This window comes from Pseudomonas sp. GM25 (assembly GCF_000282255.1).
Taxonomy (GTDB): Bacteria; Pseudomonadota; Gammaproteobacteria; order Pseudomonadales; family Pseudomonadaceae; genus Aquipseudomonas; species Aquipseudomonas aphyarum.
On the sequence record NZ_AKJQ01000040.1, the window covers coordinates 1 to 16250 of the forward strand.

At 57.4% G+C, this 16250-nt stretch carries 21 protein-coding genes and 2 pseudogenes; 12 read left to right on the forward strand and 11 right to left on the reverse strand.

The window, feature by feature from the left end; translation table 11 throughout:
* Positions 1 to 5: 5 nt before the first annotated feature.
* Positions 6 to 158: pseudogene (locus tag PMI24_RS28910) on the reverse strand (hypothetical protein); the annotation flags it as partial.
* Entirely contained in the window at positions 158 to 841 is a 684-nt protein-coding gene (locus PMI24_RS16015) for an ABC transporter ATP-binding protein (protein ID WP_007955651.1), read from the reverse strand. The gene PMI24_RS16015 and the pseudogene PMI24_RS28910, both read right to left, overlap by 1 nt.
* 10 nt (positions 842 to 851) lie before the next feature.
* Here PMI24_RS16015 and PMI24_RS16020 point away from each other — a divergent pair, with 10 nt between their 5' ends.
* Positions 852 to 1457 (forward strand): arylesterase, encoded by a 606-nt coding sequence (locus PMI24_RS16020; protein WP_007955652.1) that lies wholly within the window; start codon positions 852 to 854, stop codon positions 1455 to 1457.
* A 24-nt stretch (positions 1458 to 1481) separates the two neighbouring features.
* Here the strand turns inward: PMI24_RS16020 and hxsC are convergent, their stop codons facing one another.
* The 4 genes from hxsC to hxsA2 form a co-directional block, all read right to left on the reverse strand.
* Positions 1482 to 2645 (reverse strand): His-Xaa-Ser system radical SAM maturase HxsC, encoded by a 1164-nt coding sequence (gene hxsC / locus PMI24_RS16025; RefSeq protein ID WP_007955653.1) that lies wholly within the window; start codon positions 2643 to 2645, stop codon positions 1482 to 1484.
* Positions 2639 to 3991 (reverse strand): His-Xaa-Ser system radical SAM maturase HxsB, encoded by a 1353-nt coding sequence (gene hxsB / locus PMI24_RS16030; RefSeq protein ID WP_238553833.1) that lies wholly within the window; start codon positions 3989 to 3991, stop codon positions 2639 to 2641. Before hxsB ends, hxsC begins: the two co-directional genes overlap by 7 nt.
* A 97-nt stretch (positions 3992 to 4088) precedes the next feature.
* Positions 4089 to 4391, reverse strand: coding sequence for a hypothetical protein (locus PMI24_RS16035; RefSeq protein ID WP_007955655.1), 303 nt, complete (start codon positions 4389 to 4391; stop codon positions 4089 to 4091).
* A 1-nt stretch (position 4392) separates the two neighbouring features.
* Complete coding sequence (hxsA2, locus tag PMI24_RS29780; protein ID WP_081493573.1) at positions 4393 to 4677, reverse strand: His-Xaa-Ser repeat protein HxsA2; 285 nt, start codon at positions 4675 to 4677, stop codon at positions 4393 to 4395.
* A 153-nt stretch (positions 4678 to 4830) separates the two neighbouring features.
* Here hxsA2 and PMI24_RS28920 point away from each other — a divergent pair.
* The 3 genes and pseudogenes from PMI24_RS28920 to PMI24_RS16045 all read left to right on the forward strand — a co-directional run.
* Positions 4831 to 4974: pseudogene (locus PMI24_RS28920) on the forward strand (arylesterase); the annotation flags it as partial.
* A gap of 57 nt (positions 4975 to 5031) precedes the next feature.
* Positions 5032 to 5325 carry a hypothetical protein gene (locus PMI24_RS16040; protein WP_007955656.1) on the forward strand — a complete coding sequence of 98 codons (294 nt, stop codon included), beginning with the start codon at positions 5032 to 5034 and terminating at the stop codon, positions 5323 to 5325.
* 152 nt (positions 5326 to 5477) lie between these two features.
* Entirely contained in the window at positions 5478 to 6449 is a 972-nt protein-coding gene (locus PMI24_RS16045; protein ID WP_007955657.1) for a L,D-transpeptidase family protein, read from the forward strand.
* Between the two features lie 123 nt (positions 6450 to 6572).
* Here the strand turns inward: PMI24_RS16045 and oprI are convergent, their stop codons facing one another.
* On the reverse strand, positions 6573 to 6824 hold the full coding sequence (gene oprI, locus PMI24_RS16050) for an outer membrane lipoprotei OprI (protein WP_003183784.1): 252 nt from the start codon (positions 6822 to 6824) through the stop codon (positions 6573 to 6575).
* 637 nt (positions 6825 to 7461) lie between these two features.
* On the opposite strand from oprI, the gene PMI24_RS16055 reads away from it, so the two are divergent.
* The gene (locus PMI24_RS16055; RefSeq protein WP_007955658.1) at positions 7462 to 7743 is read left to right on the forward strand and encodes a GNAT family N-acetyltransferase; all 282 of its coding nucleotides are present in this window, start codon (positions 7462 to 7464) and stop codon (positions 7741 to 7743) included.
* Positions 7744 to 7811: 68 nt separating this feature from the next.
* Here PMI24_RS16055 and PMI24_RS16060 read toward each other — a convergent pair whose 3' ends face one another.
* Both PMI24_RS16060 and PMI24_RS16065 read right to left on the reverse strand, forming a co-directional pair.
* A complete protein-coding gene (locus PMI24_RS16060) occupies positions 7812 to 8888 on the reverse strand; it encodes a 3-deoxy-7-phosphoheptulonate synthase (RefSeq protein ID WP_007955675.1) in 1077 nt (358 codons plus the stop codon).
* Between the two features lie 145 nt (positions 8889 to 9033).
* Positions 9034 to 9462 carry a PilZ domain-containing protein gene (locus tag PMI24_RS16065; protein WP_007955677.1) on the reverse strand — a complete coding sequence of 143 codons (429 nt, stop codon included), beginning with the start codon at positions 9460 to 9462 and terminating at the stop codon, positions 9034 to 9036.
* Between PMI24_RS16065 and PMI24_RS16070 the strand changes: the two genes are divergently transcribed.
* The 5 genes from PMI24_RS16070 to cysB all read left to right on the forward strand — a co-directional run bounded on the left by PMI24_RS16070 (position 9461) and on the right by cysB (position 13420).
* Positions 9461 to 9847, forward strand: a complete 387-nt coding sequence (locus tag PMI24_RS16070; RefSeq protein WP_011335307.1) for a thioredoxin family protein — start codon at positions 9461 to 9463, stop codon at positions 9845 to 9847. The two genes, PMI24_RS16065 and PMI24_RS16070, sit on opposite strands and share 2 nt — an antisense overlap.
* Positions 9844 to 10800 (forward strand): putative 2-dehydropantoate 2-reductase, encoded by a 957-nt coding sequence (locus PMI24_RS16075; RefSeq protein ID WP_177323252.1) that lies wholly within the window; start codon positions 9844 to 9846, stop codon positions 10798 to 10800. Before PMI24_RS16070 ends, PMI24_RS16075 begins: the two co-directional genes overlap by 4 nt.
* A 24-nt stretch (positions 10801 to 10824) precedes the next feature.
* Positions 10825 to 11730 (forward strand): 5'-nucleotidase, encoded by a 906-nt coding sequence (locus PMI24_RS16080; protein WP_007955682.1) that lies wholly within the window; start codon positions 10825 to 10827, stop codon positions 11728 to 11730.
* 98 nt (positions 11731 to 11828) lie between these two features.
* Entirely contained in the window at positions 11829 to 12332 is a 504-nt protein-coding gene (locus PMI24_RS16085; protein ID WP_007955683.1) for a universal stress protein, read from the forward strand.
* 113 nt (positions 12333 to 12445) lie between these two features.
* Positions 12446 to 13420: an HTH-type transcriptional regulator CysB gene (gene cysB / locus PMI24_RS16090; protein ID WP_007955684.1), complete on the forward strand. Its 975-nt coding sequence runs from the start codon at positions 12446 to 12448 to the stop codon at positions 13418 to 13420.
* An 8-nt stretch (positions 13421 to 13428) separates the two neighbouring features.
* Here the strand turns inward: cysB and PMI24_RS16095 are convergent, their stop codons facing one another.
* Both PMI24_RS16095 and PMI24_RS16100 read right to left on the reverse strand, forming a co-directional pair.
* Positions 13429 to 13911 (reverse strand): GreA/GreB family elongation factor, encoded by a 483-nt coding sequence (locus tag PMI24_RS16095; protein WP_007955685.1) that lies wholly within the window; start codon positions 13909 to 13911, stop codon positions 13429 to 13431.
* A 2-nt stretch (positions 13912 to 13913) separates the two neighbouring features.
* Entirely contained in the window at positions 13914 to 14321 is a 408-nt protein-coding gene (locus PMI24_RS16100; protein WP_007955686.1) for a hypothetical protein, read from the reverse strand.
* 124 nt (positions 14322 to 14445) lie between these two features.
* Between PMI24_RS16100 and earP the strand changes: the two genes are divergently transcribed.
* Both earP and PMI24_RS16110 read left to right on the forward strand, forming a co-directional pair.
* Complete coding sequence (gene earP / locus PMI24_RS16105; RefSeq protein ID WP_007955688.1) at positions 14446 to 15588, forward strand: elongation factor P maturation arginine rhamnosyltransferase EarP; 1143 nt, start codon at positions 14446 to 14448, stop codon at positions 15586 to 15588.
* Between the two features lie 48 nt (positions 15589 to 15636).
* On the forward strand, positions 15637 to 16206 hold the full coding sequence (locus PMI24_RS16110; protein WP_007955690.1) for an elongation factor P: 570 nt from the start codon (positions 15637 to 15639) through the stop codon (positions 16204 to 16206).
* The last annotated feature ends 44 nt before the right edge of the window (positions 16207 to 16250 follow it).

Sequence of the window (16250 nt, forward strand, 5' to 3'; positions counted from 1 at the left end):
GCTCAAGAAAGGCGGGCGCCGAAGTAGCCGATGGCGGTACTCGCCGCCACCGCCACCACCAAGGCGAAAAACAGCACCCGCAGTTCACCGGCGCGGGCATCGCGCATCAGTTGGCGCAGGGCGAGACTGAACAGACGCAACAGCGGCAGACGTGCCATCAAGGCTCCAGAGGGGCGACCAACAGGCCGGCTTCAAGACGGATCAGACGCCGGCAACGATGGGCCAGGCGTTCGTCGTGGGTCACCAGCACCAGGGTGGTGCCGCGTTCCTTGTTCAATTCGAACAGCAAGTCGCTGATGCGCTCGCCGGTGTGGCTGTCGAGGTTGCCGGTGGGTTCGTCGGCGAACAGCACGTCCGGCTCGGCGGCGAACGCTCGGGCAATTGCCACGCGCTGTTGTTCGCCACCGGAGAGTTGGCGCGGCGAGTGAGTCAGGCGCTGGCCGAGGCCGACCCGTTGCAGCAGTTCGGTAGCGCGGCTTCGAGCGTCTTTGCGGCCGTCGAGCTCCAGCGGAAGCATGACGTTTTCCAGCGCGTTGAGGCTGTCGAGCAGTTGGAAAGATTGAAAGACGAAGCCCACGTGTTCGGCGCGAATGCGCGCGCGCTGGTCTTCGTCGAGATTGCTCAGGCCTTGCCCGGCGAGCGTCACTTCGCCGCTGCTCGGCAGATCGAGGCCGGCGAGCAGACCCAGCAGAGTGGATTTGCCGGAGCCGGACGCGCCGACGATGGCTAGGCTGTCGCCCTTGTTCAGTTCCAGGCTGAGTTCGTGCAGGATGGTCAGTTCACCTTCCGCGCTGGGAACCACTTTGCTAAGGTTCTTCGCGGTGAGAATGCTTGCGCCCATGGAGAATCCGATGCGTGTGTGGTTTTTGAGTGCTGGCCTGGCCTTGATGTGCATGGCCCAGAACGCAGCGGCGGGTACAGTCCTGATCGTTGGCGATAGTATCAGCGCCGGTTTCGGACTGGATACCCGGCTGGGGTGGGTGTCGTTGCTCGAACAGCGGCTCAAGACCGAAGGTTTTGACGATAAAGTGGTCAATGCGTCCATCAGTGGCGACACCAGTGCCGGAGGCCAGGCACGGCTGCCTGCGCTGCTTGCAGAGCACAAACCGGAACTGGTGATCCTCGAATTGGGCGGCAACGATGGCCTGCGCGGAATGCCGCCGACGCAATTGCAACAAAATCTTGCTTCGATGATCGACAGCTCCCGTCAAAGCGGTGCCAAGGTGCTGTTGCTCGGCATGCAATTGCCGCCCAACTACGGCAAGCGCTACACCGATGCCTTTGCCGAGGTCTACGGCAAACTCGCCGAGGAGAAAAAAATCCCGCTGGTGCCGTTTTTCCTCGACGGCGTGGGCGGGCATCCGGACTTGATGCAAGCCGACGGTCTGCACCCGGCGGCCGGGGCTCAGGGCAAGTTGCTGGAAAATGTCTGGCCGACGTTAAAACCGCTGTTATAAATCGGCCTCGCGGTAGGCTGTAGATCAGAAGGGAGATAGTTGCTTGCTGTATCCAAACTTGACCCCAGACGCGAAAAAGCCTCCGCATTCGCCTTGTTTTCGGCACCCTTCGCACTCCGGCGCAAACTCGTTTTTCCAGTCGCTGATCGACTTTCGGTAATACGGAAGAATATCTGGGTTAACCAGACAGAGCTGATGGTTGTACACCGAAACGTTCATTCCATATTTGGTAAGAATCTGCACCGATTTGCTGAGCGTGTCTTTGTACTCGATGGGGTCAATCCATAGCTCGTCAAGATTTGCGCGGGTAAACCCCATCATTTCAAGACCCATCAAAGCGACCTGATCGACGAACAGAAGGTTGCGGGCGATGAACTCACATAGCTGAGTAAGTCGCGATACTGACAGCTTATGAATGACGATTCGAATTTCCACTCTCTGGCCCAAGCGCTTCAGATTCAGAATGCCTCGTATGGTTTCTTCGAATGCGCCTTGAGCCTGCACGATGTAATCATGCAGAGATGGATCGTCTGAGTAGACAGGAATACCGACCATCGCATCTGGTAATCCAATCGCTGCGTAGTCTTCAGCAAACGATGGGTCTTTGAAGCTTCTTCCGTTCGAAAGGATATGGATAGCGGTTCTTGGCAAATAGCTTTTTGTCAGGCGAATAATTTTAAGAAACCGCTCCTTGTTGGTCGTCGGCTCTCCCCCCGTGAAGCCTAATTCGCGGGTCTCTCTAGGAATCAGCGGAATCAAGCTCTCGATCTCATCGAGTAACCATGAGTCATCTGCCGTTTTAGGAGGCTGAGAGCACATGAGGCAGTAGTTGTTGCATTGCTCGGTCAGCAGGATGCTGTTGTTAGGCGACGAGGCTCGAAACAGAACTCGTATGCTTTGACGGTCAGCGGAAAGACGGACAATGTCATTGTTGCTAATGTAGTCGTAATCGTTCGGAAGAATCGAGTAATCGGAATCTGGTGGTAGTTCTTGAGCCAAATTCTGATGCTTCTCAGTTAGAAGGTAGTGCGCGAATCCAATGGGGACAGGGAGTTCAGAAGCCAGATAGGCCATTTCTCTCCGGAGGATTTCGGGAAGGTTCCGGTTCGTGGAGACCTTGATTAGCGTGAGATCCTTGCAAACATCAACCGCGTGGATACGGATAATTTTTCCACTGAGCTTCAGCATCGATTGGCCCACCCCATAAAAATCCGTTTCGTTTCTTCATCGTTTTCCATCAACTCTAGGAGGTGCTTAAAGATCGCCATGTTTCGCTTACAAAACGAGGATTCTGGTTTCCTGCCTACCAGATCCTTGTGCATGGCGTGATGGTAGACGGGCTCCGAGCCGCAATAGGGTTCAAATGCGCAGTCAGAGCACATGGGAGCACTCAGCGTAAAGGAGTTTTCCAGTGCATCAAGCAATTGATCGGAGAGGATGATCTCTTCGTAGGATTGTTCCAGTATGTTGCCTAATCTGAAGGTATGGTCGCCCATTTCTGCAAGCATACGACTTTCATCTGATGCATAGACCGAGCCATCATAATTGAACACGATGGCAGCAATTCCAACCCCTGCTGGATTCATCAGATCAACGAATCCTGGGTCTGTTGATGTGAGCATTTTTGCCAGTACAAGCGAAGAGTACTGTTCTACAAAACGTACGCCGGACTTGTTCAGCTGGATGATGTACTCAAGACCTTCCTTGTAAAATTCCAGCCAACGTTCAGTGTCATACGACAGGAATTTCTTGGTCTTGATCGCAAAGCCATATGGCGAGAGAGTGCGGAGAAAAATCCCATCAAAGCCTAGACGCAAGTACTCATCAATGATGGCTCGTACATGCGGTAGGCTCTTGTCGGTGGTCGTCATTAGGGCAGACACTTGATCGTAACCGAGTACTGCTCGTGCTTTCGCTAACCCTTCTTCGAAGCGCTGGTGACTATCTCTACCAGGACGCGGGCGATTGGCATTGTGGATGCTCATTGGTCCGTCGAGGGAAGATGAAAGCACTATGCTGTGCTGCTTACAGAAATCCAGCATCTCATCAGTCAACAGCGACAGCGTGGTTGCGATCACGAACTGAAGGTCACGACCTTCTTTCAGGTTGCGTTTTTTGGCGTTAAGGACAACGTATCTCACCATTTCAAAATTCAGCAACGGCTCTCCGCCCTGAAACTCAATTTTGATGGCTGGATTTGGAGACATGAAAACGAAATCCAATGACCGGTCAGCCATCTCTGTAGTCATGTCGAATTCACCTTTGCTTTCCGACTGCCTGGAGACTTGGCAATAGGGACAGCTATGGTCGCAGCGAAGGGTGACGACAAAGATATGCAAATTGGTGAATTGAGCCAGTCTGGACAAGCGAGTGCGAATCTTGAGAGCTAGTAGCTGTAGAGGTGTCTGCTCATCTGGAAATCGTATGAATTGCTTTGATCGGAGCGTTGGTATCAGCTCCGATGTAAGCGGTAGCGTCCTGTTGATCAGTGGCTCGAGCAGCGGTATCGGTAAAACGTGATACTCGCCTGCCATATTGATGATGACGTACTCACAGTCATTCAGACGGTCAAATTTGAATGGCAACAGCTCGTAAGGACGATGCTGTAAATAGAAGTCAAGCGCCTGAAATTTACTCACTGATCAGCCCGGTTTTTGAGAAGGCCAGTCCAAGGATCAGATTTTTGATCTGCAGAGTTTCAGCATTCAGCTGGAGGCGAAGCTGGTAGTCGACTACGTCCTTCTTGAATTCTTGAGTAGCGAGCAGAAATGTGGGTTCGTCGATGCCGATATTTGAGGACAGAACGCAGCAGAATTTCCCATCAGCATGCGAAATATCAGCCGTTAGCGAGTTCATCGCGCGATAAGCAGCTTTTTGCAGCACTTGTGCGTCGTAGAGCTGCTCATCAAATACCAGTGCCACCTCGTACTTCATATCAGGAGCCCGAATGGTGAGAGCTGTGCGAACTGTGCGATGAGTGGGAGCTGTGAGAGCTGTGGTAGGCCATGAATTGACCTTGGTCTCCGCGCTTCAATACAAACGTAAACAAATCGTTGCCGCCGCGAACAGAAAGGTTTTCGCTCTGAGGAGGCGATTGAGTTGGGATTGTTTGGTCGGTGGCGGGGTCGATGATCTGGTGAGGTACTGATGCTGAAGCATGCTCTGCAACAACTGCTGCTGCCAAAGTCGCCATAGGTACCAAGAAGGAGCGATTTTTCATTATTGGATTTCCTTATCAGGGGTGTGGTTACTCTCTGAGTCTCTCCGTCGGACAAGCGTGATGTCAATATGAAATTAACGTTGCTATGCGTTCCATAGTCAAAATCCGACAGGCGTAGTAAGGGGGGGTAGATTTTTGGGCAGGATCTCCTCGGAAAAAATCCCGCTGGTGCCGTTTTTCCTCGACGGTGTGGGCGGGCATCCGGACTTGATGCAAGCCGACGGTCTGCACCCGGCGGCCGGGGCTCAGGGCAAGTTGCTGGAAAATGTCTGGCCGACGCTAAAACCGCTGCTATGAGGCTTTTCTAGCGGCAGGCTTTCGGCTAATGTGGCGCCCCCTAATTTGGAGCCCCCGATGCCGCGTTCTGCCTGGTCCCTGTTTGCTTACCAACTGATCGAGCCTGACGAACAGCTGGATCTGTTCGCCTGCCAGGAAGTGCGAGTGCATCTGGTGACCCGTCAACTGGAGCTCGGCGGCTCGGCTGACCGCACCCTGTGCGGCAGTCTGCTGCCGGCGCAACCGCGCTGGTCGAGCGTGGATCGCCGGGTGTTTCAGGATCAGCGCCTGTGCTCGCTGTGCCGGGCGATCCTCGAATCGCAGAAGCGCGGCACGTCGCCGATCTGGCCTGAGCTGCGTTTCGAGCTTTAAGCGCAACCATTCTTTTGAATGCAGTTTGGGCGAGCGGCAGCTTCAATCATGAAGAGTGATGCCAGCCCATCGGCGCATCTCCCCGAATTCTCTGGGCGCGGTGTACAATCGCGTTCTTATTACCCTTGTCGATCTTGCGAAGGATTCTCCGGATGTTGCCGCGTTTTCCTGCCGTCACCCGCTGCCTGTCTCTTGCCGCCCTGTGTGTGGCCGGTCCCGTTGCCGCACTGGAGTTTCCCCTGCCACCCCCTGGTGAAGACATCATCGGCCAGGTGCAGGTGATCAAGGCCAAGTACGAAGACACCTTTGCCGATCTGGGCACCACCTACGATCTGGGTTATTCGGAAATGGTCGCGGCCAACCCGGGCGTCGATGCCTGGTTGCCGGGTGCCGGCACCGAAATCGTTCTGCCGACCCGCTTCATCCTGCCGCCGGGCCCGCGTGAAGGCATCGTGATCAACCTGGCCGAATACCGCCTCTACTATTTCCCGAAAGGCCGGAACGTGGTGTACACCTTCCCGCTGGGTATCGGTCGTGAAGGCTGGGGTTCGCCGATCGCGCACACCACGATCACCGCCAAGACACCGAATCCAACCTGGACGCCGCCTGCCTCGATCAAGGCTGAACACGCCGCCGACGGTGATCCGCTGCCGAACGTGGTACCGGCCGGTCCGGACAACCCGCTGGGCCCGTTCAAGTTCACCCTGGGCACGCCGGGCTACCTGATCCACGGTTCGAACAAGAAGTTCGGCATCGGCATGCGCACCAGCCACGGCTGCTTCCGCATGTTCAACAACAACGTGCTGGAAATGGCCGGCATGGTGCCGGTGGGGACGTCGGTACGGATCCTCAACGACGCGTACAAGTTCGGTCGCAGTGGCGGCAAGATCTACCTGGAAGCGCACACGCCGATCGACGACAAGGGCAACCCGTCGGTGGTCGACAAGCACACCGCCGTGATCAACGCGATGCTCAAGCGTGAAGACATCACCAACAACCTGCGCATGGACTGGGATGTGGTGCGTGATGTGGTGGCGGCCGAAGATGGCCTGCCAACCGAAATCGGCACGCCGAACACCTCGGCGCCTATGGTCTCCAGCGCACCGATCGACCTGCAGCAATAAGCTGAAAGACAAAACCCGCCGAGGCTTGCGCAGCGGCGGGTTTTTTATTGCCCGCAGAAAACTGCAGGCACAAAAAAGCCGACCCAAAAAATGGGTCGGCTTGATAACAATCCCGAAGGACTATTACTTGCGGCTAGCTTTTTCCAGCATGCGCAGAGCACGCTCGTTAGCTTCGTCAGCAGTCTGTTGTGCTTTTTGAGCAGCAGCCAGAGCTTCATCAGCTTTACGGTAAGCTTCGTCTGCACGAGCCTGGGAGCGAGCAGCTGCGTCTTCAGTAGCGGTCAGACGTGCTTCGGTTTCTTTCGATGCGCTGCTGCAACCGGTAGCCAGAACTGCGGCCAGAGCCAGAGCAGAGAATTTCAGAACGTTGTTCATCGTGTTCCCCTTCAAGGACTTTCAATTAAGTGGCTGTCTCCTCCGATTGAGGAAATAGCCGGCGTACATACTACCCATTACTTGTAGTAAGTAAACTGACGTGAGGCAAGAAGCAAAAAAAATTGTAGGCGTTGATTCTTTTTCGAGCAACTTTTAACTGCGTTGTATAAAAAATATCCAGCTGGAAGCCGCGAGATGAGCGAGTTAATGAGAAAAAGTTCCCGTTGCTGCGCGTTGTTTTGCAGGTAGTGGCTAAAGTCTGCCTATATGGATTCGTCCACACTTTTGTTGCGAATTTGCGCAACGCCTCGCATATCTTTGTCCATGTTGAGGTGACTTTAAAACAGGGGGCTCGTCTTAAGTCTCAACATCCGGCGATGTTCAGCCTTTCGGCTCGGGAAGATCGTCTCCCGAACCGGCCCTGAGTCCACCGGAACTGCCCCGTCAATCTGCATGTTGACGAGCGTACCTTGAGCATTTTCGCCAATGGTGCCTACTATTTGATACGTGCTCGGGTTGCGCGAGATCGGTGCAGTTCTTCTCGGTGTCCATCAGGCACGGGGTGGCGTAGATGTTCCTTCGCCGGGAAAACATCGGTAAGGTAGGGGTCAGAATTCGAGACCCGCGAGGAGTAGTGATGAGCGAGGCGTTGTCCATCCACCATGACCAGGCTGGTCATCAGTTCGAGACCAATGTGGACGGTCATCGTGCCTACCTGACCTATATGGATCTGGGGAAACAGACCCTGGATATCTACCGCACCTTCGTGCCCAACGCCTTGCGTGGCCGAGGCATCGCGGCAGCCCTGACCGAACGGGCGTTACAGTACGCCGATGAAATGGGCTACACGGTCATTCCATCGTGCTCCTACGTGGAGCGCTACATGGAGCGTCACCAGCGGCGCACCGCCAAGATCTGACTGACCTCACCGCACACACAAAAACGCCGGGCAATGCCCGGCGTTTTTTTATGCCTGCGAAACGGCTGTCAGCCGCGCTGACGTTTCGGCAGTACTTCCTTGAGCTTGGCGTGCATGCTGCGCAAGGTGTTTTCGGTAGCGGACCAGTCGATGCAGGCATCGGTGATCGACACGCCGTATTGCAGGTCGGCGAGGTCTTTCGGGATCGCCTGGCAGCCCCAGTTCAGGTGACTTTCGACCATCAGGCCGATGATCGACTGGTTGCCTTCGAGGATCTGGTTGGCGACGTTCTCCATCACCAGCGGTTGCAGGGCCGGATCCTTGTTGGAGTTGGCGTGGCTGCAATCGACCATGATGTTCGGCTTGATCTTGGCCTTGTTCAGCGCCTGCTCGCACAGGGCGACGCTGACCGAATCGTAGTTCGGCTTGCCGTTGCCACCGCGCAGTACCACGTGACCGTAGGCGTTGCCTTTGGTGGTGACGATCGACACGCCACCTTCCTGGTTGATGCCCAGGAAACGGTGCGGGCTGGAAACCGACTGCAGGGCGTTGATCGCCACAGTCAGGCCGCCGTCGGTGCCGTTCTTGAAGCCGACCGCCGAGGACAGGCCGGAAGCCATTTCGCGGTGGGTCTGGGATTCGGTGGTCCGTGCGCCGATGGCCGACCAGCTGATCAGGTCCTGCAGATACTGCGGGGAGATCGGGTCGAGGGCTTCGGTCGCGGTCGGCAGGCCTTTCTCGGCCAGGTCCAGCAGCAACTGGCGACCGATGTGCAGACCGTCCTGAATCTTGAACGAGTCATCCAGGTACGGGTCGTTGATCAGGCCTTTCCAGCCGACGGTGGTCCGTGGCTTTTCGAAATACACGCGCATGACCAGATACAGGGTGTCCGAGACTTCTGCCGCCAGCACCTTCAGGCGATCGGCATATTCGTGGGCAGCCTTGATGTCGTGGATCGAGCAGGGGCCGATCACCACGAACAGACGATGGTCGGTGCCATCGAGAATGTTGCGGATGACCTCGCGACCCTTGGTGACGGTGCGCAGGGCAGCGTCGCTCAGAGGGATATCACGCTTGAGCTGATCAGGAGTGATCAGGGTCTCGTTGGAAGCGACGTTCAGGTCGTTGATCGGTAAATCAGCCATCGTTTACTCGTCAGGTCACGGGTGCCGGCCGCCAGCGATCCCCGCGCGGCGGAGCACAGCGGATTTAAGCGCGTCGGGGAGCCGAACCTTATCGCGTTAGACGCCTGCTAGACAATGGGCAAGTAACTGTTCAGTCCAGCTCTGGTTACGCAAAAGCCTTGCGAACGCTGTCGTGGGAGAACTCTTCGGCGTGCTGCTCGACCCATTGCAGGGCTCGCGCCTGGATATCCTGCAGGTCATCGTGGGCATCGTTGATTCGGCAATAGCGCTCGATCTGACACACCTGCTCACCCATTCGCGCGCTGAACAGCGTCTGCTCATCAGTGAACGCAATGCCCACCAGATAACCTTTTTTACGACGCAGGCACCAGGCCACATAGCCCGGATAGGCGAAATCGGCATTGATGGTCGGCATGCGCACCTGCAAGGCGGTGCCATGGCGCCAGGCACGGTGGTAATTGCAAGCGATGCCGCCGAGGCTGATAGTGTGCAGCCGTTGACGCGAAATACACTCCGGTGTGAGCAGGGTCAATTCAACGGGCACATCATCCGGATGAGGAATAAACCGTCCCATGAGCACAGACTCCCTGTGTCGGCCATTTGACATTGTTTCCCCCAGTATAGTGGTCGAATCGCAGCTGACCGATTTTGACGCCGACCAACGGCTGCTGGCGATGAACGGCGTTTCACTGGTGATTTTCACCAGCGTCGGCTGCGCCAGTTGCCGCTATGCCCGCGAAGTGTTGCCGGGGCTCGATCTCGCCGTCGATCGCGTGTGCTGGATCGATGCCGGTGACAACGGCGGACTGGTCGAGCGTTATCAGGTCTTTCATTTGCCGGCGCTGTTTGTGGTGCGCGACGGCGAGTTCTTTGGGGCAGTGCACACGCGCTTGAACGTCGATGAGCTGAACGCAGCCGTGACGCAGGCGCTGGGTCGAATTGCAGAGGAGTTGCCGTGATGGGAGCAGTGAACAAACCGGTGGTGGGGATTATCGGCACCGGCGCCATCGGAGGGTTTTACGGGGTGATGCTGGCCCGGGCCGGGTTCGATGTGCACTTTCTGTTGCGCAGTGAATTTTCCGCAGTCGCCGAGCGCGGCTTGCAGGTGGACAGTGCCGTGCATGGCGCATTGACGCTGAATCCGGTACAGGCCTACTCGTCGGCGGAAGACATGCCGCCCTGCGACTGGCTGCTGGTCGGCGCCAAGACCACCAGCAATGCCGGGCTGGCGCCTTCGATCATTCAGGCGGCGAAACCCGACGCGAAAGTGCTGGTACTGCAAAACGGCCTCGACGTCGAAGACAGCTTGCGGGCGTTGCTGCCTGATTCCCTGCACTTGCTGGGCGGTTTGTGCCTGATCTGCGTCCACCGCGAAGGGCCGGGGCAGATCACCCACCAGGCGCTGGGAGCGGTGAACGTCGGGTATCACAGCGGTCCGGCACCGGATGATGCGGCGCGCATGGCAATCGTCGAGGAGGGCGCCGGCCTGTTCCGCGCCGCCAGTCTCGACTCCCAGGCGATGCCAAATCTGCATCAGGCGCGCTGGCAGAAACTGGTGTGGAACATTCCCTACAACGGGCTTTCGGTGTTGCTCGGTGCCAGCACCACGCCGTTGATGGCCGACACTGACAGCCGCGCATTGATTCAGGCACTGATGGCCGAAGTGGTGCAGGGCGCCAAGGCCTGCGGTCATGACATGCCGCCCGGTTACGCCGAATACCTGTTCATGATGACCGAGAAAATGCCCGACTATTGGCCGAGCATGTACCACGACTTTTTGCACAAGCGACCGCTGGAGCTGGAGGCGATCTACGCTCGTCCTTTGGCGGCGGCAAAAGCGGCAGGCTGCGAGTTGCCGCGAATCGAATCGTTGTATCGCACATTGAGCTTTATCGACCGGCGTAACGTTTAAACCGGTCGCACTGGGGGGAAAGGCATGGCCAAGAACATCGATGACAAACTGGTGCTGGCGATCTCGTCCCGTGCCCTGTTCGACCTGAGCGAAAGCCACAAGGTGTATGAGTCGAGTGGCGTCGAAGCCTACCGGCAATATCAGATCGATCACGAAGACGAAATTCTTGCGCCGGGCGATGCCTTCCCGCTGGTGGAAAAACTCCTCAACCTGAACAGTCGCCTCGGTCGCGCCCGGGTCGAGGTGATTCTGGTATCGCGCAACAGTGCCGACACCGGCCTGCGCGTTTTCAACTCCATTGGTCATTACGGCCTGGCGATCTCCCGCGCGGCGTTCGTCGGCGGTCGCAGTCCTTATCCGTATCTGAAGGCCTTTGGTTGCGATCTGTTTCTCTCCACCCATGCCGAAGATGTGCGCGCTGCGCTGGATGCCGGTTTCGCAGCGGCGACCATTCTGTCCGGCGGCGCCAGTCGTGCGGCCAGCGATGAATTGCGCATCGCCTTCGACGGGGACGCAGTGCTGTTCTCCGATGAATCGGAGCGGGTCTATCAATCCGGTGGCCTCGAAGCCTTCCAGGCCAAGGAGCGTGAATCCGCGCGCGAACCGTTGCGTGGCGGGCCGTTCAAGGGCTTTCTCGCGGCGCTCAATCTGTTGCAGCGCGAGTTCTCCGACGAGGAGTGTCCGATCCGCACCGCCCTGGTCACCGCGCGTTCGGCGCCGGCCCATGAGCGGGTGATCCGCACCTTGCGCGAGTGGGACATTCGTCTGGACGAGTCGCTGTTTCTCGGTGGCCTGACCAAATCGGCGTTCCTCGAAGCCTTCGCCGCCGACGTGTTTTTCGACGATCAGGCCGGCCACTGCGAGCTGGCCCGGGAAGTCGTGGCGACCGGCCACGTGCCCCACGGCATCAGCAACGAACCGGCGGTCTAAAGCCCACGTGGTTCAAGACGTTGCGTCGCACGTCGTACTCGTCAAGGCACTGCTAAGCTGAATCAAATCTCCGCCATGTTGGCACGCGAGGAGGTCATATGATTCGTTCGATGCTGTATGCCACTGACCTCGGTCTGTACGCACCGTTAGTGATGCAGCATGCCCTGGCGATGGCGCGAACGTTCAATGCCGATCTGTACGTGGTGCACGCGGTGGAACCCATGGGGCTGTTTGCCGAATCGGTGTTGCAGAGCTATCTCGACGAACAGGCGTTGAACGAATTTCACAGTCAGGGTCTGAAAACCGTCATCGCCAATATCGAGCAGCGGGTGCTCGACAGTTTTCGTGAAGAGCTGGGGGACGAGGGCGAGCAGGACCTGCAGCGGATACGCGCGGTGCGGGTGCTGCAGGGCGATCCGTCACAGGTGATTCTCGATCAGGTGCAGAAACTCTCTGTCGATTTGCTGATCGTAGGAAGTCACAGCCACGGGGTCGGGGCGGAAACACCTTTGGGGCGAACGGCAGCCCGGCTGCTGCAATTGTCCAAGGTGCCGGTTTATCTGGTGCCGTTGGTGGAGCGTCGGCGTCGGGAGGATCGCTGAAGCAGGAATAATGGCACTTTGATAAAAAAGTTCTAGATTTATTCTTCAAACCATTAATATAGTTATATACCGTCGCTGATGCCCGTGGCGTCTACCTGCTTTGAGGGATTCATATGAAGCTTCAACAATTGCGCTACATCTGGGAAGTGGCGCACCACGACCTCAACGTTTCCGCTACAGCCCAAAGCCTCTACACCTCGCAACCGGGCATCAGTAAACAGATCCGCCTGCTGGAAGACGAACTGGGCGTCGAAGTGTTCGCCCGCAGCGGCAAGCACCTGACCCGCGTCACCCCGGCCGGCGAGCGCATCATCACCACCGCCGGTGAGATTCTGCGCAAGGTCGAAAGCATCAAGCAGATCGCCCAGGAATTCTCCAACGAGAAGAAGGGCACCCTGTCGATCGCCACCACCCACACCCAGGCACGTTATGCACTGCCGCCGGTGATCAGCAACTTCATCAAGCAATACCCGGACGTGGCGCTGCACATGCACCAGGGTTCACCGATGCAGATCGCCGAAATGGCCGCTGACGGCACCGTCGATTTCGCCATCGCCACCGAAGCGCTGGAGCTGTTCGGCGATCTGGTGATGATGCCGTGCTACCGCTGGAACCGTTGCGTGGTCGTGCCTCAGGGCCACCCGCTGACCAAACTGCCGAAGCTGACCCTCGAAGCGCTGGCCGAATACCCGATCGTGACTTACGTGTTCGGTTTCACCGGCCGTTCGAAACTCGACGAAGCCTTCAGCCATCGCGGCCTGACGCCGAAAGTGGTGTTCACCGCGGCCGACGCCGACGTGATCAAAACCTACGTGCGCCTGGGCCTGGGCGTTGGCATCGTGGCGAAAATGGCGGTCGACACCAAACTGGATAACGATCTGGTGGTGCTCGATGCCAGCGAACTGTTCGAGTCCAGCGTGACCAAGATCGGTTTCCGTCGCGGCACCTTCCTGCGTGGCTTCATGTGCGACTTCATCGAAAAATTCGCACCGCACCTGACCCGCGAAGTCATGGCCAAGGCCATTCAGTGCCACAACAAGCAGGAACTGGAAGAGCTGTTCGAAGGTGTCGAACTGCCGGTTCACTAAGCCCCTGTCTACAGCACCTCGGTGACAGCGAACTGTTGCCGGGTGCCCGCCACCAGAATCTCCACCTCGTCACCCTCGAACTTGCCCAACAGGCTTTTGCCCAGCGGCGAGCGCGGGGTGATGACGGTAATCGGCTGACCCACCACGTCGACTTTCAGACCCGCCGCATCCGGCGCCAGAAACAGCCATTGTTCACGACCCTTTTCGTCTTCCAGACCGAGCAGGGCGCCGATTTCAATCCCGCGTTGATCGTCATACGCGCGTAGCGTCAGGTTCTGGCACAGCGCCAGTGACTGACGAATTTCCTCGACCCGTTTCGCCTGGCCCGCCGCCAGATACGACGCCTCAAGACCTAGGGTGTCGTACTTGTTTTCGGCGATATTCTCTTCGTGGGTCGCGGTTTCGTAAGCGGTTTGCGCCGCGCGTTCGGCGATGTCGAGGTCGATGCGCAGCTTGTCGAGAATCAGTTGGTGAACGATCTGTTTATTCATGATCAATCGCAGAATTGCAGGACGTTGGCGCGGCTCTTTTCGCTCGGGGCCGTCTGATCCTGTTGCAGCCAGAACTGGCATTTGGGGTTCGACAGATTACGTGTACTGCCACGGGCCTGATCCAGGCGTGCCTGCTGTTCGTTTTTGCGCAGGTTTTCTTCGTACTGCTCGAACAACGGGCTCTGCGGCGGAATGTCCGGCACCACTCGGACGGCGGGTGGATTGGCCAGTTGCTGTACGGCCTGGGCAACCGGCGCCAGTTGTTCATTGAAGAAAAAGCGTGAAGCCAGCCAGCACGTCAGCGCAATGGCCAGGAAACCCAGCCACAGACCCAGGGCAATGCTGCCGGTCAATTGCAGCGCGCTAAGCTGAACAGGCAAGGGGCGACGCGGGTTGGGACGATAGGGCATGGCTGCCTCCTGGCGGATGAATGCGGGCGAGTGGCGATTGTCGCACGAAGATTAATTGCCGTCGGCTCTTCTGCATGGAGACATTTATGCGGACAATCGGCGCTTTTGCCAACGGGAGCCTTGAATGCCGCCACTGAACACCCGCTGGGACATTTTTTGTACGGTCGTCGACAACTACGGCGACATCGGCGTGACCTGGCGTCTGGCCCGGCAACTGGTCAGCGAGCATGCGATGACGGTTCGGCTGTGGGTCGATGACCTGCGCGCCTTCGAACGCATCTGCCCCGAAATCGACATCGGCCTCGATCAGCAATGGCAGCAGGGCGTCGAAGTCCGGCACTGGTCGGCCGAATGGCAGGAGGCGGAAGCGGCCGATGTGGTGATCGCTGCGTTTGCCTGCCAGTTGCCGAGCGTCTACATGGATGCCATGGCGGCACGGGAAAAGCCGCCGTTGTGGATGAACCTCGACTACCTCAGCGCTGAAGACTGGGTGGTCGGTTGCCACGGTTTGCCTTCGGTGAAGTACAAGTCGGTGCAGAAGTACTTTTTCTTTCCGGGATTTCAGCCGGGGACCGGCGGCCTGTTGCGTGAAAGCGGTTTGCTGGAGCGGCGTCAGCAGTTTCAGCAGGATCCCGAGGCGCAGCGACAGTTCCTGCACGGTCTGGGGATCGTTCCTGCGCCCGGTGCGCAGTTGATTTCGCTGTTTGCCTACGAGAATGCCGGACTCGCCAGTTGGCTGGATGTGCTGGCTGCTGACTCGATGCCCACTCATCTGCTGGTGCCGGAAGGGCGGATTCTCGGCGATGTCGCCCGTTGGCTCGGGGTCGAGTCGCTGTCGGTAGGAGCGAAGCATGTTCGTCAGTCGCTGACCGTGCAGGTGCTGCCGTTCGTCCGGCAGGATCAATACGATCAATTGCTCTGGTGCTGCGATTTCAACGCGGTGCGCGGCGAGGACTCGTTTGTCCGGGCGCAATGGGCGGGGCGGCCGATGCTGTGGCACATCTATCAGCAGGACGAAGACATCCATCTGGACAAGCTCGACGCCTTCCTTGCGCTCTACACAAAACGTCTTTCGCCGGCTGCCGCCGAGGCGATGAACGGTCTATGGCGCGCCTGGAGTGCCGGGCAGCCTATCGGCGACCACTGGCTTGAGGCCCGCAAACACTGGCCCGAACTGCAGGAAAATGCCCTCGCGTGGTGTCTGGAACAGGCCTTGCAGGCGGATCTTGCGACGGCGCTGGTACAGTTTTACCGAAATTGGATATGATACGCGGCCTAGATTTTTGTAAATCCCATCCAAATTCGGATATTCGCAATGAAAACTGGTAAAGAACTCAAACCCGGTACCGTGATCCGTATCGACAACGATCCTTGGCTGGTTCAGAAAGCTGAATTCACCAAATCGGGCCGTAACAGCGCGATCATGAAGACCAAGCTGAAGAACCTGCTGACCGGTTACAAGACCGAAACCGTTTACGGTGCGGACGACAAGCTGGACGACGTGATCCTGGATCGCAAAGAAGCGACCCTGTCCTTCATCAGCGGTGACTCCTACACGTTCATGGACACCACCGACTACACCATGTACGAGCTGAACGCCGAAGACATCGAAAGCGTTCTGCCATTCGTGGAAGAAGGCATGACCGACGTTTGCGAAGCCGTATTCTTCGAAGGCCGTCTGGTTTCCGTAGAGCTGCCGACCACCATCGTGCGTCAGGTTGACTACACCGAAGGTTCCGCTCGCGGCGACACTTCCGGCAAGGTGATGAAGCCTGCCAAACTGAAGAACGGTACCGAGCTGTCGGTTGCTGACTTCATCGAAATCGGCGACATGATCGAGATCGATACCCGCGAAGGCGGTTCCTACAAAGGTCGTGCCAAATAAGCACTGCTTTTTGCGGAAAGAAAAAGCCCGACCATTGAGTCGGG

What these genes read in the sequence shown, in the direction of transcription:
- PMI24_RS16015 (WP_007955651.1), bottom strand. Translation starts at nt 841, where the DNA reads ATGGGCGCAAGCATTCTCACCGCGAAGAACCTTAGCAAAGTGGTTCCC.
- PMI24_RS16020 (WP_007955652.1), top strand. Translation starts at nt 852, where the DNA reads ATGCGTGTGTGGTTTTTGAGTGCTGGCCTGGCCTTGATGTGCATGGCC.
- hxsC (WP_007955653.1), bottom strand. Translation starts at nt 2,645, where the DNA reads ATGCTGAAGCTCAGTGGAAAAATTATCCGTATCCACGCGGTTGATGTT.
- hxsB (WP_238553833.1), bottom strand. Translation starts at nt 3,991, where the DNA reads ATGGCAGGCGAGTATCACGTTTTACCGATACCGCTGCTCGAGCCACTG.
- PMI24_RS16035 (WP_007955655.1), bottom strand. Translation starts at nt 4,391, where the DNA reads ATGAAGTACGAGGTGGCACTGGTATTTGATGAGCAGCTCTACGACGCA.
- hxsA2 (WP_081493573.1), bottom strand. Translation starts at nt 4,677, where the DNA reads ATGAAAAATCGCTCCTTCTTGGTACCTATGGCGACTTTGGCAGCAGCA.
- PMI24_RS16040 (WP_007955656.1), top strand. Translation starts at nt 5,032, where the DNA reads ATGCCGCGTTCTGCCTGGTCCCTGTTTGCTTACCAACTGATCGAGCCT.
- PMI24_RS16045 (WP_007955657.1), top strand. Translation starts at nt 5,478, where the DNA reads ATGTTGCCGCGTTTTCCTGCCGTCACCCGCTGCCTGTCTCTTGCCGCC.
- oprI (WP_003183784.1), bottom strand. Translation starts at nt 6,824, where the DNA reads ATGAACAACGTTCTGAAATTCTCTGCTCTGGCTCTGGCCGCAGTTCTG.
- PMI24_RS16055 (WP_007955658.1), top strand. Translation starts at nt 7,462, where the DNA reads ATGAGCGAGGCGTTGTCCATCCACCATGACCAGGCTGGTCATCAGTTC.
- PMI24_RS16060 (WP_007955675.1), bottom strand. Translation starts at nt 8,888, where the DNA reads ATGGCTGATTTACCGATCAACGACCTGAACGTCGCTTCCAACGAGACC.
- PMI24_RS16070 (WP_011335307.1), top strand. Translation starts at nt 9,461, where the DNA reads ATGAGCACAGACTCCCTGTGTCGGCCATTTGACATTGTTTCCCCCAGT.
- PMI24_RS16065 (WP_007955677.1), bottom strand. Translation starts at nt 9,462, where the DNA reads ATGGGACGGTTTATTCCTCATCCGGATGATGTGCCCGTTGAATTGACC.
- PMI24_RS16080 (WP_007955682.1), top strand. Translation starts at nt 10,825, where the DNA reads ATGGCCAAGAACATCGATGACAAACTGGTGCTGGCGATCTCGTCCCGT.
- PMI24_RS16085 (WP_007955683.1), top strand. Translation starts at nt 11,829, where the DNA reads ATGATTCGTTCGATGCTGTATGCCACTGACCTCGGTCTGTACGCACCG.
- cysB (WP_007955684.1), top strand. Translation starts at nt 12,446, where the DNA reads ATGAAGCTTCAACAATTGCGCTACATCTGGGAAGTGGCGCACCACGAC.
- PMI24_RS16095 (WP_007955685.1), bottom strand. Translation starts at nt 13,911, where the DNA reads ATGAATAAACAGATCGTTCACCAACTGATTCTCGACAAGCTGCGCATC.
- PMI24_RS16100 (WP_007955686.1), bottom strand. Translation starts at nt 14,321, where the DNA reads ATGCCCTATCGTCCCAACCCGCGTCGCCCCTTGCCTGTTCAGCTTAGC.
- earP (WP_007955688.1), top strand. Translation starts at nt 14,446, where the DNA reads ATGCCGCCACTGAACACCCGCTGGGACATTTTTTGTACGGTCGTCGAC.
- PMI24_RS16110 (WP_007955690.1), top strand. Translation starts at nt 15,637, where the DNA reads ATGAAAACTGGTAAAGAACTCAAACCCGGTACCGTGATCCGTATCGAC.